This window comes from Vibrio sp. RW, from assembly GCF_027587105.1.
Classification (GTDB): Bacteria; Pseudomonadota; Gammaproteobacteria; order Enterobacterales; family Vibrionaceae; genus Vibrio; species Vibrio toranzoniae.
On the sequence record NZ_JAPPTM010000008.1, the window covers coordinates 227,540 to 244,273 of the forward strand.

14 protein-coding genes and 1 other annotated feature are annotated in these 16,734 nt (G+C 44.2%); of the genes, 9 read left to right on the plus strand and 5 right to left on the minus strand.

All coding sequences use genetic code 11. The features are described from left to right. Positions 1-8: 8 nt before the first annotated feature. Positions 9-485, minus strand: coding sequence for a hypothetical protein (locus OCT63_RS10035; RefSeq protein ID WP_060467185.1), 477 nt, complete (start codon positions 483-485; stop codon positions 9-11). Positions 486-803: 318 nt separating this feature from the next. After that, positions 804-922: a sequence feature (Thr leader region), on the plus strand. Between the two features lie 29 nt (positions 923-951). On the opposite strand from OCT63_RS10035, the gene thrA reads away from it, so the two are divergent. From thrA to thrC, 3 genes are read left to right on the plus strand one after another with little or no spacing between them, the layout of a single operon-like run. Continuing rightward, entirely contained in the window at positions 952-3,411 is a 2,460-nt protein-coding gene (gene thrA, locus OCT63_RS10040) for a bifunctional aspartate kinase/homoserine dehydrogenase I (RefSeq protein WP_269983663.1), read from the plus strand. A 17-nt stretch (positions 3,412-3,428) separates the two neighbouring features. Beyond that, positions 3,429-4,385 (plus strand): homoserine kinase, encoded by a 957-nt coding sequence (gene thrB, locus OCT63_RS10045; protein WP_161678843.1) that lies wholly within the window; start codon positions 3,429-3,431, stop codon positions 4,383-4,385. After that, positions 4,382-5,665: a threonine synthase gene (gene thrC, locus OCT63_RS10050; RefSeq protein WP_161686324.1), complete on the plus strand. Its 1,284-nt coding sequence runs from the start codon at positions 4,382-4,384 to the stop codon at positions 5,663-5,665. The genes thrB and thrC overlap by 4 nt, the downstream gene beginning before the upstream one ends. Positions 5,666-5,744: 79 nt before the next feature. On the opposite strand, the gene grcA is transcribed toward thrC, so the two are convergent. Next, on the minus strand, positions 5,745-6,122 hold the full coding sequence (gene grcA / locus OCT63_RS10055) for an autonomous glycyl radical cofactor GrcA (RefSeq protein ID WP_046223897.1): 378 nt from the start codon (positions 6,120-6,122) through the stop codon (positions 5,745-5,747). 326 nt (positions 6,123-6,448) lie between these two features. Here grcA and nfo point away from each other — a divergent pair, with 326 nt between their 5' ends. From nfo to OCT63_RS10070, 3 genes are all read left to right on the plus strand, one after another. Next, positions 6,449-7,357, plus strand: coding sequence for a deoxyribonuclease IV (gene nfo, locus OCT63_RS10060; RefSeq protein WP_161686322.1), 909 nt, complete (start codon positions 6,449-6,451; stop codon positions 7,355-7,357). 659 nt (positions 7,358-8,016) lie between these two features. After that, positions 8,017-8,697, plus strand: a complete 681-nt coding sequence (gene ung, locus OCT63_RS10065; RefSeq protein WP_269983664.1) for a uracil-DNA glycosylase — start codon at positions 8,017-8,019, stop codon at positions 8,695-8,697. 89 nt (positions 8,698-8,786) lie between these two features. Then, positions 8,787-9,338 carry a hemerythrin domain-containing protein gene (locus tag OCT63_RS10070; protein WP_029626949.1) on the plus strand — a complete coding sequence of 184 codons (552 nt, stop codon included), beginning with the start codon at positions 8,787-8,789 and terminating at the stop codon, positions 9,336-9,338. A 146-nt stretch (positions 9,339-9,484) separates the two neighbouring features. Here the strand turns inward: OCT63_RS10070 and OCT63_RS10075 are convergent, their stop codons facing one another. Continuing rightward, entirely contained in the window at positions 9,485-9,673 is a 189-nt protein-coding gene (locus tag OCT63_RS10075) for a DUF3545 family protein (RefSeq protein WP_017056103.1), read from the minus strand. 711 nt (positions 9,674-10,384) lie between these two features. Here OCT63_RS10075 and OCT63_RS10080 point away from each other — a divergent pair. After that, entirely contained in the window at positions 10,385-11,812 is a 1,428-nt protein-coding gene (locus OCT63_RS10080) for an alanine/glycine:cation symporter family protein (RefSeq protein WP_060467235.1), read from the plus strand. A 227-nt stretch (positions 11,813-12,039) separates the two neighbouring features. Then, positions 12,040-12,816, plus strand: a complete 777-nt coding sequence (gene yaaA / locus OCT63_RS10085; protein WP_060467190.1) for a peroxide stress protein YaaA — start codon at positions 12,040-12,042, stop codon at positions 12,814-12,816. 113 nt (positions 12,817-12,929) lie between these two features. Here yaaA and srmB read toward each other — a convergent pair whose 3' ends face one another. Continuing rightward, positions 12,930-14,195 (minus strand): ATP-dependent RNA helicase SrmB, encoded by a 1,266-nt coding sequence (srmB, locus tag OCT63_RS10090; protein WP_060467191.1) that lies wholly within the window; start codon positions 14,193-14,195, stop codon positions 12,930-12,932. Positions 14,196-14,302: 107 nt separating this feature from the next. Further along, entirely contained in the window at positions 14,303-15,031 is a 729-nt protein-coding gene (locus OCT63_RS10095; RefSeq protein ID WP_161678821.1) for a tRNA1(Val) (adenine(37)-N6)-methyltransferase, read from the minus strand. A gap of 314 nt (positions 15,032-15,345) precedes the next feature. On the opposite strand from OCT63_RS10095, the gene brnQ reads away from it, so the two are divergent. After that, a complete protein-coding gene (brnQ, locus tag OCT63_RS10100; protein ID WP_060467193.1) occupies positions 15,346-16,659 on the plus strand; it encodes a branched-chain amino acid transport system II carrier protein in 1,314 nt (437 codons plus the stop codon). Positions 16,660-16,734: the final 75 nt, after the last annotated feature.

Consider the following 16,734-nt stretch of genomic DNA (forward strand, 5'->3'; position numbering starts at 1 on the left):
TTATTGAATTAGAAGCGAAACCCTAATCCGACTTCAACACCTTGCTGCCACTCTTCATAATCAAGGGTGGCATGCAGATCTAAATTATCAGTAAGTTGTACTCGGCTTGAAACTTCTGCTGCTACCGAATTTTCGCTGTTCTCTTCTTCATCTTTATAGGTATGCAACGAACTGTTGAAAGAGACCTTTTCTGAGAATTGATAACTGACACCACTCAAGAATCCGCTTTCATATTTCAGTGAAGCACTGTTGATACGTGTACCGACATAAAGATCGACATCAGCAAACAAGCTATAAGAGTAGCCACTGTCGATCTTCCAAGTGTCGAAGCTTTCACTCGAGGCATTTTGGGTTGAAATAAAGAATTTATGAGAAGAACGATCGATTTGAGCGGGTAGCAGAGGCAGGTTGCTCAACAGAGGCAAGCTATTTGCTGAACAAACAACAGGCGCAGCAAAGATTAAAAGAATAAGCAATCTCTTCACTTCCCCACTCCTGATACCATTATTGTTGTTTTAAAAACGTTATCGGTTAATTAAAGCACAAAACCTGTACGTTCGCCGCCCAAACGATATGTAAATTTGTCATGACTTTATATGAGCCTAATTACCTTTCTTGTTCTGAGGGGGAAATCCAGTATCTGAATTGAAGGTATAAACGGGATGTTTTATCCCTTAAATGACGGTTTGCTCTGAAAAACGGTGTGAATGTAAAAAAAACGCAACTTTTCATTGACGTCTAGTGGTAAAAATTGATACACGTAGAGTAAAGCAAAAGCAGAGAATTTGATATGCAGCACGTAAGCCACCTAGTAATGACCACAACCATTATTATTACCGACATTAACATTGTTGGGGCAGGCTGCTAAGTAACGGATTTAAAAAAAAAGGCCTGTATCCAACAAGATACAGGCCTTTTTTTGTACCATTTTTATGACTTATGGAGAAAGGGATGCGCGTTTTAAAGTTTGGAGGTTCATCATTAGCTGATGCCGATCGTTTTTTACGAGCGGCTGATATCATCGCTAATAATGCCCAGCAAGAAGAGCTAGCCGTTGTACTGTCGGCTCCAGGAAAAACAACCAATAAGTTGGTCGCTGTTATTGAAGCTGCACTGAAACATGGTGAAGCTGACGCACAAATTACAGAGATCGAATCTTCATTTACTGCGCTGTTTGCAGAGATTAAAGCGGTTGTACCTTCGATTGATGGTACTGCGTTCCAAGAGCAGGTCGATACCTCTCTTGCTCAGCTAAAGCAGTTCGTGAATGGTATTAACTTACTTGGCATGTGCCCGAACCATGTTAATGCTCGCATCATCAGTAAAGGTGAGCGAATCTCGATTCAGTTAATGAAAGCGGTACTTGAAGCGAAAGGCCAACCAGCAAGCTTGATTGACCCAGTTCAATACCTATACGCTAAAGGTGATCACCTTGAAGCTATGGTGGATGTGGATGTGTCAACTCAGAACTTCCGTCAATCGCCACTTCCACAAGGTCACGTTAACATCATGCCGGGCTTCACGGCTGGTAATGATAAAGGCGAGTTAGTCACGCTTGGCCGTAATGGCTCTGACTATTCTGCTGCGGTATTGGCGGCATGTCTTCGTGCCGATTACTGTGAGATCTGGACAGACGTAGACGGTGTTTACAATTGCGACCCGCGTTTAGTACACGATGCTCGTCTTCTTAAGTCGTTGAGCTACCAAGAAGCGATGGAGCTTTCTTACTTTGGCGCTTCGGTTCTACATCCGAAGACTATCGCGCCTATCGCACAATTCCACATTCCTTGTCTGATCAAAAACAGCTTTAACCCTCAGGGTGCAGGTACTTTGATTGGCCAAGACACTGGCGAAGATAACCTAGCAATTAAAGGTATTACGACGCTAAGCGACCTAACGATGGTTAACGTATCAGGCCCTGGCATGAAGGGCATGGTAGGCATGGCAAGCCGTGTATTCGGCGCGATGTCTTCTGCTGGCGTTTCTATTGTCCTTATTACTCAATCTTCTTCTGAGTACAGCATCAGCTTCTGTATTGAATCAGCAGATAAAGTAAAAGCGAAGCAAGTACTGTCTGACGCATTTGAACTTGAACTTAAAGATGGCCTATTAGAGCCAGTTGAGTTCATGGACGACGTAGCGATTGTAACGCTGGTGGGTGACGGTATGCGCACTTCACGCGGTGTTGCTTCTCAGTTCTTCTCTTCTTTAGCTGAAGTGAATGTCAACATTGTTGCGATTGCACAAGGTTCTTCAGAGCGCGCTATTTCTGCGGTTATCCCTGAAGATAAAATCTCAGAAGCGATCAAAGCGTGTCACGAAAACCTATTTAACTCTAAGCACTTTCTTGACGTATTCGTTGTGGGTGTTGGCGGTGTTGGTGGCGAGCTGGTTGACCAAATCCAACGTCAACAAGGCAAACTGGCTGAAAAAGGCATCGTGATCCGCGTATGTGGCTTGGCAAATAGCAAAGGTTTGTTGCTAGACAGCGATGGCCTACCGCTAGAACAGTGGCGTGACCGCATGTCGAGCGCGACAGAAGAATTCAGCCTAGCGCGCTTAGCGGCTCTGGTTCAACGTAACCACATCATCAACCCGGTATTGGTTGATTGTACGTCTAGCGAAGATATTGCGGCGCAGTATGCAGACTTCCTAGCGGCAGGTTTCCACGTGGTAACACCAAACAAGAAAGCGAACACAGCAAGCATGGCTTACTACCATCAGCTTCGTGAAGTGGCACGTAACTCACGTCGTAAGCTGATGTACGAGACAACAGTAGGCGCAGGTCTACCGGTAATCGAAAACCTACAGAACCTAATTTCTGCAGGTGATGAACTTGAGAAGTTCAACGGTATCCTTTCTGGTTCACTGTCTTACATCTTCGGTAAGCTTGATGAAGGCATGACGTTAAGCCAAGCAACCAACATTGCTAAAGATAACGGCTTTACTGAGCCGGATCCTCGTGATGATCTGTCTGGTATGGATGTCGCGCGTAAGCTGCTGATTCTTGCTCGTGAAGCTGGCATGGCACTTGAACTTGAAGACGTTGAAGTTGACCAAGCATTGCCACCAGGTTTCGATGATTCAGGTACGGTTGACGAGTTTATGGCTCGCTTGCCTGAAGCGGATGCTTATTTCAAAGAGCAGTCAGCTATCGCCGCAGAAGAAGGCAAAGTACTTCGTTATGTTGGTGAGATCACCGACGGTAAATGTAAGGTTCGTATCGCTGCTGTTGATGGCGACGACCCGATGTTCAAGATTAAAGATGGCGAGAACGCTCTGGCATTCTACAGCCGTTACTACCAGCCAATTCCACTCGTTCTACGTGGCTACGGTGCAGGTACTGAAGTTACAGCAGCAGGCGTATTCTCTGATGTGATGCGTACTCTTGGTTGGAAATTAGGAGTTTAGGAATGAGTTCAATTGATATGGATGTTGTCGTTTATGCTCCGGCATCAATCGGTAATGTCAGTGTAGGTTTTGATGTGCTGGGGGCCGCTGTGTCTCCAGTGGATGGCACATTGCTGGGTGATCGAGTCATGGTTAAAGCTGGTGACCAACCATTCTCACTAAAAACAGCAGGCAGTTTTGTTTCTAAGCTGCCAACTGAAGCAAAAGAAAACATCGTCTACGACTGCTGGGTGGTATTCTCGAGAGAGCTTGATAAAAAAGGCGTTGCGCTAAAGCCATTGGAAATGACACTCGAAAAGAACATGCCTATCGGTTCCGGTTTAGGATCAAGTGCATGTTCAATTGTCGCGGCGCTTGATGCGCTAAACCGTTTTCACGGTCAGCCATTGAATGAAACTGAACTGCTTGCTCTGATGGGCGAAATGGAAGGTAAAATTTCAGGTGGTATTCACTACGATAATGTTGCGCCATGTTACCTTGGTGGTGTGCAGCTTATGCTTGAAGAATTAGGCATCATTAGCCAAGAAGTTCCATGTTTTGATGATTGGTACTGGGTAATGGCTTATCCGGGCATTAAAGTATCTACGGCGGAAGCGAGAGAGATCCTACCATCTCAATATCGTCGTCAGGATATCATTGCTCATGGGCGCCACTTAGCGGGCTTTATCCACGCGTGTCACTCAGGTCAACCTGAACTGGCGGCGAAGATGATCAAAGACGTGATCGCTGAACCATATCGTGAGAAACTGCTTCCAGGGTTTGCTGATGCTCGTAAATACGCGCTGTCGGCAGGTGCATTGGCTACTGGTATTTCCGGTAGTGGCCCAACTCTGTTTAGCATTTGCAAAGAACAAGATGTCGCCGAGCGTGTTGCACGTTGGTTAGAACAAAATTACGTACAAAATGAAGAAGGATTCGTCCACGTTTGTCGCTTAGATAAGCAAGGTTCGATCGTTACAGGAAGTGAGTTATGAAGCTGTACAACATCAAAGAAAATGACGAACAAGTCTCTTTTGGCCAAGCCGTTCGTCAAGGTTTAGGTCGTAACCAAGGTCTATTTTTCCCATCAGAGCTGCCTAAGTTCGATGACATCGATGCACTACTTGCAGAGGACTTTGTCCCTCGTAGTTCAAAGATTCTTTCTGCTCTCATTGGTGATGAGTTACCAAAAGAACAGATTGATCAACTAGTGGATGCGGCATTCCAATTCCCAGCTCCGATCAACCAAGTGAAAGACGGTGTTTACGCACTTGAACTGTTTCACGGTCCAACGTTAGCATTTAAAGATTTCGGTGGCCGTTTTATGGCTCAATCTTTGGCAGCGGTTTCTGATGGTGGTCAAATCACAATCTTAACGGCTACATCGGGTGATACTGGCGCTGCTGTTGCGCATGCTTTCTACGGCATGGAAAATATCAATGTTGTGATCCTTTACCCGAAAGGCAAGATCAGCCCACTGCAAGAAAAGCTGTTCTGTACACTAGGTAAGAACATCCACACTGTCGCGATTGATGGCGACTTTGATGCGTGTCAGGCACTAGTAAAAGACGCGTTTGACGACGCGGAACTGCGCAAAGAGATTGGTTTGAACTCAGCAAACTCAATCAACATCAGCCGTTTGATGGCTCAGATTTGTTACTACTTTGAAGCGGCTTCTCAGCTGACTAAAGAGCAACGTGAAAATCTCGTTATCTCTGTGCCAAGTGGTAACTTTGGTAACCTAACGGCTGGCCTATTAGCGAAAGCGCTTGGCCTACCAGTTAAGCGCTTCATTGCTGCAACCAACGAAAATGACACGGTTCCTCGTTACCTAGAAACAGGTCAGTGGGATCCAAAACCGACCGTTGCGACAACATCGAACGCGATGGATGTAAGTCAACCAAACAACTGGCCTCGTATCGAAGAGCTATGTCAGCTGAAAGGTTGGGGCTTAGATACACTAGGCAAAGGTAAAGTATCTGACGAGCAGAGCGCTGAATCAGTACGTGACCTGAAAGCACAGGGTTACCTATGTGAACCACATGGTGCGATTGCTTACCGTCTATTGGAAGAGCAACTGCAAGAGAACGAAACTGGCTTGTTCCTATGTACAGCGCACCCAGCGAAGTTCAAAGAAGTGGTTGATGACATCCTAGGTTCTGATATTGAACTGCCAGGCCCGCTAGCAAAACACGCGGCGATGGCGTTGTTGTCTGAAGATCTTGATAACGATTTTGAAGCGCTAAAAGCGGTACTTCGTCGAGTTCAACCGTAACGTTCATCGGAATTGTCGAACAAATGAAAACGGCGCTCAATGAGCGCCGTTTTTGTATTTTAATTCAAGCTCTAAAAAATTATAGAGACTCAGTGAACGTACGTGCGATAACGTCACGTTGCTGTTCAGTTGTTAGAGAGTTGAAACGTACAGCGTAACCCGAAACACGGATTGTTAGCTGTGGGTAGTTCTCTGGGTGAGCAACGGCATCTTCTAGTGTTTCACGTTTAAGAACGTTAACATTTAGGTGTTGGCCACCTTCAATGCGTGGCGCTGCTTCGATTGCAACTTCACGGCTTTCGTACTCGCCTAGGTCTGCCGCTGAGACAACTTGGTCAGCTTCGAAACCTGCAGTAGCAGCAACACAACGAGCTTCATTCTTCTCACTATCTAGTAGCCAGATTGAGTTTAATAGGTCATCGTTTGCTGCTTTCGTAATTTGAATACCTTGGATCATAACTATCTCCTAGTCCACTAAATGTGGTTTGATTATGGTGTTAACTTTCGATTTTTGTTGAGTTGGCTAATATATACCTAATATTTGTAAGGTGTATATTGATTTAAGTCAAAAAACAACCAAAAACCACTCTTTTATGGTGGGTATTATATTGAGGTAAATCAATAAAACCTTTGAAAACAAAGTGATTACAAAATATTTTAAAGTATAAAAAATATTTAACAGTTCTACTTGGTGTAAATTTACTACATATATTGTGTTTTTATTGAACTACAACCGATATGAGCCCTGATTTATGATGCATTCTGAAAGTGTAAAGTGATTTAATGACAAACAAAAATTCATCCTCCAAAACTGAAACCAATATTAAGTTTATTGGTGCTCATGTGTCGGCTGCGGGCGGTGTTGATCTAGCCCCAATGCGTGCGCAAGAGATCGGTGCTAATGCGTTTGCACTGTTTACTAAAAACCAGAGACAGTGGGCCGCGAAGCCACTAGAAGCCAAAACCATTAGTGCCTTCAAGGCCAATTGCAAAATGTTGGGCTTTGCTGCTGAACATATTCTTCCTCATGACTCCTATCTGATTAACCTAGGGGCGCCTGAAGAAGAGAAACTCGAGAAGTCACGTGCTGCTTTTATTGATGAAATGGAGCGTTGTAATCAACTTGGATTAACGCTACTGAATTTTCACCCGGGTAGTCATTTAAAGAAGATCTCAGAAAGTGAGTGCTTGGCTAAGATCGCCGAATCGATCAACTTAGCTCATCAAGCGGTGCCAGATGTGATCGCAGTGATCGAGAATACGTCTGGACAGGGGAGTAATCTTGGTTGGAAATTTGAGCACCTAGCGGAGATCATCGATCAAGTAGAAGATAAGTCGCGTGTTGGTGTGTGTTTAGACACCTGCCATACCTTTACTGCTGGTTATGATTTACGAACAAAAGCAGCGTGTGACCATACTTTTACCGAGTTCGACCGCATTGTGGGCATGCACTATCTAAGAGCAATGCACATCAATGATTCAAAAGCTGAGTTCGCGAGCCGAGTCGATAGACACCATTCTTTAGGAAAAGGCAAAATTGGCTGGGATTGTTTTGAGTATATTGCTTCTGATTCTCGCTTTAATGGTATCCCTCTTATCTTGGAAACCATTGATTCGACGATCTGGAAAGAGGAAATTCAACAACTTAGAATGTTTCATCGCTCAGCAACGCTAGCGATCGAAGAAGCGTAATAATTGAAGGGAAAATTTATTTCCGCTATTTCTAAAAATTGGCACCTTTTTTTCATAGTCTTAAAGTGAATATGTAGTTCACGAAGTCTTAGAGGAGGTGCCTTTATGTATTCAATCACCCAAACTTCAATTTTTGCTGTCGCAAGTCGTTTACCAACACCAAACCGTCATGTGCATAACCACGGCCACCACCGTACGCAGCAGAAAAGTGGTTAATCGAGTAAACACAACTTGAACTGATTATTATGATTCATCAACAAGTGACCCCTACACATCATGTTTATTGATAGCTGTATGAGGTATAACTAGGGCGTGTTGATCTTTCGAGCTGATTTTTGCAGCGAGTTGCTGGGTATTTATACAAGGAAGAGGCTTTGACGTGTAGCTAGCCTACATGAGAAGCCGCTAACGCAGTAGAAATGACCAGCAAACGCTGCCCGGAGGGTTCGGCTAAAAGCGTTTTACTCTTTGTTGAGGGAGATTTGCTTAGAATGACTAGGCTACTTCTCCCTCGCCGCGATTAAAACGCTTTTATCTCGAACAAAATTTAACCACGAAAGGTCAACACGCCCTAGCGCCTTATTTAGGACAGTTAGCCGATACAGCTATTTTTTTGTCTGGCGAAAGCCCTAGAAACCTTGATGATTGGGAAGTAAACGATGAGCGCACCAAAGACTTGGGAATCCATTATTAATGATGAACGTGACAAAGAGTACTTTCAGAGTGTCCTCGCGTTTGTTGAGCAGCAACGTAATAGTGGGAAAACCATCTACCCGCCACAAGAGCAGGTGTTCAATGCTTTCGATATGACGCCTTTCGAGTCTGTGCGAGTGGTTATTTTAGGTCAAGATCCTTACCACGGTGCCAACCAAGCTCATGGCTTAGCATTCTCAGTGCTTCCTGGTATGAAAATTCCTCCTTCTCTGCGCAATATGTACAAAGAGCTTGCACAAGATATAGAGGGATTTGAGATCCCTAATCATGGTTATCTCGATTCTTGGGCATCGCAAGGGGTGTTGATGCTGAACACAGTCCTTACCGTAGAAGAGACAAAAGCACACTCACATGCTAAGTGCGGTTGGGAAACGTTTACCGATGCCATCATTGCTGAGCTGAACCAGCGTTCTGAGCCAATCATCTTCTTACTGTGGGGCGCGCATGCCCAGAAGAAAGGCCAAGCTATTGATTCGGAAAGGCATCATGTATTGACGGCTCCGCATCCATCCCCATTATCAGCACGCCGCGGCTTCTTTGGCTGTAAGCATTTTTCATTGACTAATAAGATACTATCCTCAATCGATCAAAACCCTATCGATTGGCGTTTACCTAATGAAGTATAGATAGACTGGTTGTTTTCTGAGCAGAGTCAAACCATAAATTGGCATCTTCGTATACACTGATAAATAGTAGGTGTAATGGAGTCAATATTATGATGATTGAAAGGATAAGACGAGAGCATGGCTATATGGCTCGCTTGCTCGCGATTCTCAAAAATAAACTTGAATTACTTAAGCAAGAGCGTGAAATCAACTACAGCCTTATCGCTGAAGTGGTTCATTATTTGATGAATCATTCTGATAAGGTGCATCACCCTAAAGAAGACATCATCTATCGTTATTACCTCAATAAGTATGGTAATGATCAAGCCATTGAAGATCTTGAACTAGAACATCAATTGCTTGCCGAGAAAACCGCTGACTTTTTAGGTGTGGTGGATATGATTCTTCAAGATGCCGTCGTACCTCAAGAAGTCTTTATTGAACAGCTTGAAGAGTTTGTTCATACCCAACGCAAGCATATGGAGTATGAAGAGAAATACGTTTTGCCCATGATCATTACACTATTTACGGTGAAAGACTGGCAAGAGGTGGAATCGCAATGGTCTCAACCTGAAAATGATCCTGTATTCGGTGATACGATTGCAGATCAATATCGCCAGTTAGCTGATCGAGTTCGTCAAAATGAGCAAGAGTGCTTATAGCGCAAGCGAGCCCTTATATTTGATCGCGTGAGTTTGCTATAAAAAAGCAGCGCTATTAAAAAGGCGCTGCTCTAAACAATAAAAAAGGCACCGCTAAGGTGCCTATTGTGCTATCTACTTGTACTGCTCAAAGCTTTTTGTACTGGCTAAAGCTTTATATCGTCAAGGCTAAAATCGAGTCCTAAATTCATATCCATTAGTTCTTTTTGGAGTCGACGTCTGTCATTTATTTCTTCAATTTCGCGCCATTTACGCTTGAGCGGTTTAGAGCGTGTTTTTTGAGTTGCTCGACGCATTTCTAGTTCTGATACATCATCGAAGTGAAAGCTATCCATAAGTCATATCTCCTTCCGTGGGACTCGTTCCTACGAACCATTGAATATCATATTTAGGCTTACAATAACCTTGATTTATTTCTCATTTGTTTCAAGTATATGAAGATTTTGTTTTGATTTTTTATGTATGCTCACACATTGTGGTGATTTTTTTGTACAAAAAATAAGCAAACGAACTTAGGTAAACGATTAAATTAAGGGGGGCGGAATGTTAATTCATTGTGCGAAAGGAATAACACTCTAACCACAATGCATTTAGCTGCGTACTGTATTGTGTAGGATGGGCATCTCGTTGCCCGAGAAAAAAACGTGGATCTTCACTATACCTTGTAAAACCTAGGCTCGCGCATTTTTATAGGATGCTGTTCTTGTTTTGATTGAGGTGTGGTTTTTGTTGATATTATGTCCCGATAATGTGACTTTTGTTTGGCGAAATTGTTGAGGTTTGTGTTAACGAAAGGTGTATTATTAGTGAAATGTCATTCTTATATGGGTTTAATTTCATATTGATTTTTAGCCCGTCTCGCTGCATTATCCGCCCGTCAAAAAATACACTGATACGTAAAATGGATGCATGAAGCGACATTTACAATCTAGATCGCAGCAAATAAATCAAAAACTAATGCCGACACAACTATTGACACTGGCATAGGTGATCTAGAGGAAGGCTCGGAAGCAAGATCAGTGCTTAAACTCAATTACGAGGTTCACGTGACAGACTTAATCAATTTGATGAACGATCTCCTTTGGGGATCTATCTTAGTTTACTTACTGGTTGGTGTGGGGATCTACTTCACGATACGACTAGGCTTCATTCAATTCCGCCATTTCGGCCACATGTTCTCTGTACTAAGAAACAGCCGTAAAGCAGACAGTGCTGGTATCTCTTCTTTCCAAGCTCTTTGTACTAGTCTCGCTGCTCGTGTAGGTACGGGTAATATGGCTGGTGTTGCAGTAGCACTCACCGCTGGTGGCCCTGGTGCTATCTTCTGGATGTGGCTAATCGCAATGCTAGGTATGGCAACATCGTTTGCAGAAAGCACGTTGGCACAACTATACAAAACGCGTGATAACGACGGTAACTACCGCGGCGGCCCTGCATACTACATGGAGAAAGGCCTAGGCATGCGTTGGATGGGGGTTCTATTCTCTATCTTCCTAATCATTGCATTTGGTCTTGTATTCAACGCGGTTCAAGCAAACGCGATTGCAAGCGCAATGAACACGGCATTCGACCTTGAGCGTAGCTACGTTGGTGTTGGTATCGTAATTATCTCGGCATTCGTTATCTTCGGTGGCATCCGTAAGATTGCGCGTACTGCAGAAATCATCGTTCCAATCATGGCATTGGCTTACCTATTGATCGCAATGTACGTGATGTTTGCGAACATCGAGAAACTGCCTGACGTACTGGCTCTTATCTTCAAGAGTGCATTTGGTCTGCAAGAAGCAGCGGCGGGTGGCCTAGGTTACGCAATCGCACAAGCAATGATTAACGGCATCAAGCGTGGTTTGTTTTCGAACGAAGCCGGTATGGGTTCTGCGCCAAACGCGGCGGCATCTGCCACGCCTTACCCACCGCACCCTGCATCACAAGGTTATGTGCAAATGCTAGGTGTGTTTATGGATACTATTGTTATCTGTTCAGCAACCGTATCAATTATCTTAATGTCTGGTGAGTATGTACCACATGGTGAAGTAACAGGTATCGAACTAACGCAACGTGCACTAACGGCACAAGTTGGCGAATGGGGCGGCATCTTTGTAGCGGTAGCGATTTTCTTCTTCGCTTTCACTTCAATCATTGCAAACTACTCGTACGCTGAAACGAACCTTATCTTCCTAGAGCACAACAACAAGAAAGGCCTAGTGCTGTTCCGTATTGTTGTATTAGGTATGGTTATGTTCGGTTCTCTCGCGACACTGCCAACAGTATGGGCACTGGCTGACGTATCGATGGGCCTAATGGCGATTGTTAACTTGGTGGCGATTATCCTGTTGTCAGGCATCGTGATTAAGCTAGCGAAAGACTACAACCGCCAACTCGACGCGGGTAAAGTACCGACATTCGATTCGAATGATTTCCCTGAGCTTAAATCTCAACTGGAAGACGGTATTTGGGATAACAACAAGAAATAATCTTGTTGGGGCACTAAACCGCTCATCCTAAAATGATTAGAAAGGCTAAGGTTTCGACCTTAGCCTTTTTCTTTATCTGCCATTTGTCTTATTTTGTCTATCAAAGCTCATTCTCTCTATCGAAGCTCATTCTCCCTATCAAAGTAATAGGAAGAGTCATAAAGACAAGTTGATGTTTTTTCTATACTCTAGCAGCATCCAGTTAGATAACCGATTAGGGTAAAGTTATGTTAGTTGTCGTTTCTCCAGCCAAAACACTTGATTACGAATCACCATTAGCGACGGAACGCTTCAGCCAGCCAGAGTTTGTTGAACACTCTGCCGAGTTGATTGAAGAGTGCCGTAAGCTGACGCCAGCAGATATTTCAGCATTGATGAAAGTCAGCGATAAAATTGCAGGGTTGAACGTAGCGCGTTTTGAGCAGTGGAGTGAGACCTTTACCCAAGATAACGCACGCCAAGCAATCCTAGCCTTTAAGGGCGATGTATACACTGGCCTAGACGCTGAAACGCTATCGGATGAAGATTTTGACTACGCACAAAACCATCTGCGCATGCTTTCTGGGTTATATGGCTTGCTTAAGCCGCTCGATTTGATGCAGCCATACCGCCTAGAGATGGGGACACGCTTAGCGAATGCTCGTGGTACTAACTTGTACCAGTTCTGGGGCAACATCATCACAGACAAGCTGAATGAGGCGCTGAATGCTCAAGGCGACAATGTGTTGATCAACCTAGCGTCGAACGAATACTTTAAAGCCGTGAAGCCGAAGAACCTAGATGGTCAAGTGATTACACCGGTATTCAAAGACTGCAAGAACGGCCAATACAAGGTCATCAGTTTTTACGCAAAGAAAGCACGGGGCATGATGGCTCGCTACATTATCGAAAACAAAGTGGACTCAGTCGAAGCGCTGACCAAGTTCGATACCGCGGGTTACTACTTCGTTGAAGAAGAGTCGAACGCGAAAGAATTTGTCTTCAAGCGTGAAGAGCAAAACTAGACGTTATTGATTAAAGGCAGTCACGCTGTACGGCGAGATACCATCCAGATAGAGAAAAGCCCCATGCAGCGAACTGCATGGGGCTTTTTTATTGAATCGTTGAAAGCGTTAGATTACTTGTTTTTTACCGCTTTCTTTTTCTTAGCAATTTTCTTCTTCTTCGCGATCTTCTGTTTCTCTACCGCTTTTTTATCTTCTTTCTTTGGTTTCTTTTTCTTCGTTACGGCTGCTTTCTTATGTGTTGGACGCATGCCTTCGATGAAGCGTTCTTTGATTGGTTCGTCTGTGTAACGAGCCACACGCTCAATCATCAGTTGATCGTGCGCTTCGATGATAGAAACCGCGTTGCCTTTCTTACCAGCACGAGCGGTACGGCCAATACGGTGAAGGTAGACGTCAGCCGTGCGAGGCATGTCGTAATTGATTACGTGGCTTACGTCGGGAAGGTCGATACCACGAGCAGCAACGTCAGTCGCTAGCAGTACGTTGACAGAACCGTCACGGAAACGAGCAATCGCATTGTTACGACGATCTTGAGGCATTTCGCCTTGGATCCATGCGCATGGGATTTGCGCGCTTTCAAGTTGAGCTCGTAGATCACCTAGGCGATCACGCGTCTTCAAGAACACGATGCTGCGTTCAGCTTCCTTGGTAATGATGTGTTTTAGCAGTTCAAGTTTGTGTTCTGCTGTGTCAGCACGGTGATACCACTGAGTGATCTTCTTACGCTCACGCAGTGATGATTTCGCATCGATCTCCGCCGGGTTCTTCAGGAGATCTTCAGTGAAGCCTTCTACACCTTTACCTTCTAGTGTTGCTGAGAAAAGTAAAGTTTGTTTACGCCAGCGACACTCTGCAGACAGACGGTCAACAACAGGACCAAAGCCCATGTCTAACATGCGGTCGGCTTCATCTAAGATTAGCCATTCAATCGCACGACAGTCAAAGCGCTCTGCTTCAATGTATTCCATCAGACGACCAGGAGTTGCAACCACGATGTCTTGTGTTGTGCCAAGGATATCAGCGTGCTCTTGGTACATTACACCACCGGTGATGGTGAAGATGTTCAGTGCCGTATACTTTGCTAGCTCACGAGCTTGCTCAGTGATTTGCATTGCCAGTTCACGAGTTGGTGTCAGGATAAGCATACGGGCAGGACCCGCTTTTTTACGGGGGAAATCTTGTAAGTACTGTAGTGCTGGCAGAACAAATGATGCTGTTTTACCAGTGCCTGTTGGCGCAGAAGCCAAAACGTCTTTTCCATCTAACGCTTGTGGGATCGCTTCAGCTTGTATCTGTGTTGGGCGTTCGTAGCCCATTTCGTCAATTGCTTTTAGCAGCTCTTGGTTTAGATCGAGTTCTGCAAAGGTTCTGATCACTGTTGTTTCTCCACAAGCAATAAATGTTTCTGCCTCAAAAAGCAGACGATAAAAAAGAGTAGTCGGACATTATAGAAGCATTAGTGATTAGGATCACATGGTATTTGCTACATCTTGAGATAAAAATCTTTAGTAAGTGCAATAAATGCTGCGCTATAACCACCTTGATGATGAATTGTCAGCGATTCACGCTGAAAATCTTGCTCGCAAGCAGGATCTTTAGATAACTCAAACAAGATTCGGCTCGCGGGTTTTTTGTCTGTTGTTTTCACATCAAGACGTTTTGCTAAGTGCCAGCCACATTGTTGGGCAAGTTTGATGAAGTCTTCCCCCTCTGGTGTTGGCAGGATAAAGCTGGCGGTTGCTGAGTCTGTCGTTATATCGAAACAACGATTGGCCAGTTGAAGATGATCCAAGCTGTCACTATGTCTAGCCGTGGCCCTTTGGCTTTGTTGTGCCTGTGCTCCAGAGTTGAAGTAGGGTGGGTTACATATGATGGCATCGAACAGTTGCGGAAAATCTGTCGTTAAAATACTGCCATGATGAAGGCAAATACGATCTTGCCAAGGTGACTGTTCAATATTGATGGCCGCGGCATGGATCGCGTGCTGATCAATATCAATGGCTGAGATTGAGGCCTCTGCGAAACGTTGTGCAACCATTAAAGCCAATAACCCTGTCCCTGTTCCTATATCGAGTGCGGATGTTTTTTTCGCAAGGTTAACCCATGCTCCGAGTAATACGCCATCGGTGCTGACAGGCATACCGCTTTGTCCACCGTAAATAGAGAATTGTTTAAAATTGAAGTTTTTGGTTTCTACTATTTTATCTTTCATGAATGTTCTGGCTATCGATATATTTTAAGTGATTGGCTCTGATGTTAGTCAATTGTATAAGTAAATGTTCTGTATGACTGAATGTTGTTAAAATTTATGGTTAGTTTATAATTATGTCTATTTTTCTATATCCAGTCGAATCCACTGCTTTTTGTTTGAATATGCAAATTTATATGGTGTTTTTTTATGGTGACTTGCAGCTAGCCAAGTGTTTCGTCATTATGCGCGACTATTTTATAGATTGATTGGCAGCCTTAGGCTGTAACATTCATGTAAGCACAACACAAATTCATAAATATAATTAAGGATTATCTGTGAAACAGAGTCTTAAACTAACAGATGTATTAGCATTGGGCTTTATGCTTTTTGCGTTTTTCTTGGGTGCGGGTAACATCATCTTCCCACCTCTTGCTGGCCAACTGGCTGGTGATCATTTTCTTCCAGCGATGTCTGGTTTTCTGCTGACCGCCGTTGGTCTGCCGTTAATCACTATCGTTGCTGTTGCAGTGGCGGGTGGTTCTTGGGGGCACTTAACAAAAGATCTTCCTAAGCAAGCGGCTACCATCATGGCTGTGCTGATCTTTATTATTATTGGCCCTGCATTTGCTGCACCTCGTACCGGCCTTGTTGCCTATGAGATGGCGGTGAAACCGTTCTTCATCGATGCATCTCAAGCTCACCTTACTCTCTTTTCTATTGCATTTTTTGTCGTTACGATCTTCTTCTCATGGTCGCAAGGGAAACTAATTGACGTGATTGGCAAGGTACTAACACCAGCGTTATTCGTTGGTTTGGTTATACTAGCCGTTGCTGTGTTTGTTAACCCTCAGGGTGATATTCTTGCTGCTCATGGTGAATACATTACGCAGCCACTAACCAAAGGTTTCCTTGAAGGCTACAACACCATGGATACTTTTGCTTCTTTGATGTTTGGTATGTTGATTGTTGAGGCTATTCGCAGCAAAGGTATTACTGATCGTACGGCAACAACTAAGTATTTAATTAGCGCAGGTTGCATCGCGGCTGCTGGCTTAGCTTTTGTCTATATCTCTTTGTTTTTCTTGGGTGCCACAAGTGCAACAGTCGCTGCGGGTGTAGACAATGGCGGCGCTATCTTAAGCCTTTATGTTCAATCGTTGTTTGGCCCTTCTGGTCAGCTAGTGCTTTCTGTGATCGTACTATTGGCGTGTCTAACAACAGCGATTGGTCTGGTATCAGCATGTTCTGATTACTTCAGCTCGCTAACGCCTCTGTCTTACAAGACTTGGGTGATCATTAATGGTGTGGCTTGTGCAACGGTAGCGAATGTGGGTCTTTCTCAACTGATTTCTCTATCGGTACCTGTGCTATTTGCACTTTACCCAGTAGCCATTGCCTTGGTCGCGCTGACGTTCCTGCGTAGTCGCTTCCCTAACCCAAAAGTGGCTTACCGCGTAGTGGTATTAGTGTCACTACTGTTCGCTCTTATCGATGGTGCTAAAGTTGCGGGTATCGATGTATCAGCACTAGACATAATGCCACTGTTCGATATCGGTATGGGTTGGTTGCTACCAACAACTGCAGCAATCATCTGTATGTTCTTTGTTGGTAAATCAGCAGAGCAAGAGATGGCAGAAGAGACGGTTTAATCTTTCCGTCGAGATTAAATAATCACTAGACATAGAAAAGGCCTCATTACTTCGCAGTAATGAGGCCTTTTTTTA

Bases quoted from the DNA above. Each gene is read 5' to 3' on its own strand.
- yaaA (WP_060467190.1), top strand. From the start codon at position 12,040: ATGTTAGTTGTCGTTTCTCCAGCCAAAACACTTGATTACGAATCACCA.
- nfo (WP_161686322.1), top strand. From the start codon at position 6,449: ATGACAAACAAAAATTCATCCTCCAAAACTGAAACCAATATTAAGTTT.
- OCT63_RS10070 (WP_029626949.1), top strand. From the start codon at position 8,787: ATGATGATTGAAAGGATAAGACGAGAGCATGGCTATATGGCTCGCTTG.
- OCT63_RS10095 (WP_161678821.1), bottom strand. From the start codon at position 15,031: ATGAAAGATAAAATAGTAGAAACCAAAAACTTCAATTTTAAACAATTC.
- OCT63_RS10075 (WP_017056103.1), bottom strand. From the start codon at position 9,673: ATGGATAGCTTTCACTTCGATGATGTATCAGAACTAGAAATGCGTCGA.
- thrC (WP_161686324.1), top strand. From the start codon at position 4,382: ATGAAGCTGTACAACATCAAAGAAAATGACGAACAAGTCTCTTTTGGC.
- thrA (WP_269983663.1), top strand. From the start codon at position 952: ATGCGCGTTTTAAAGTTTGGAGGTTCATCATTAGCTGATGCCGATCGT.
- thrB (WP_161678843.1), top strand. From the start codon at position 3,429: ATGGATGTTGTCGTTTATGCTCCGGCATCAATCGGTAATGTCAGTGTA.
- ung (WP_269983664.1), top strand. From the start codon at position 8,017: ATGAGCGCACCAAAGACTTGGGAATCCATTATTAATGATGAACGTGAC.
- grcA (WP_046223897.1), bottom strand. From the start codon at position 6,122: ATGATCCAAGGTATTCAAATTACGAAAGCAGCAAACGATGACCTATTA.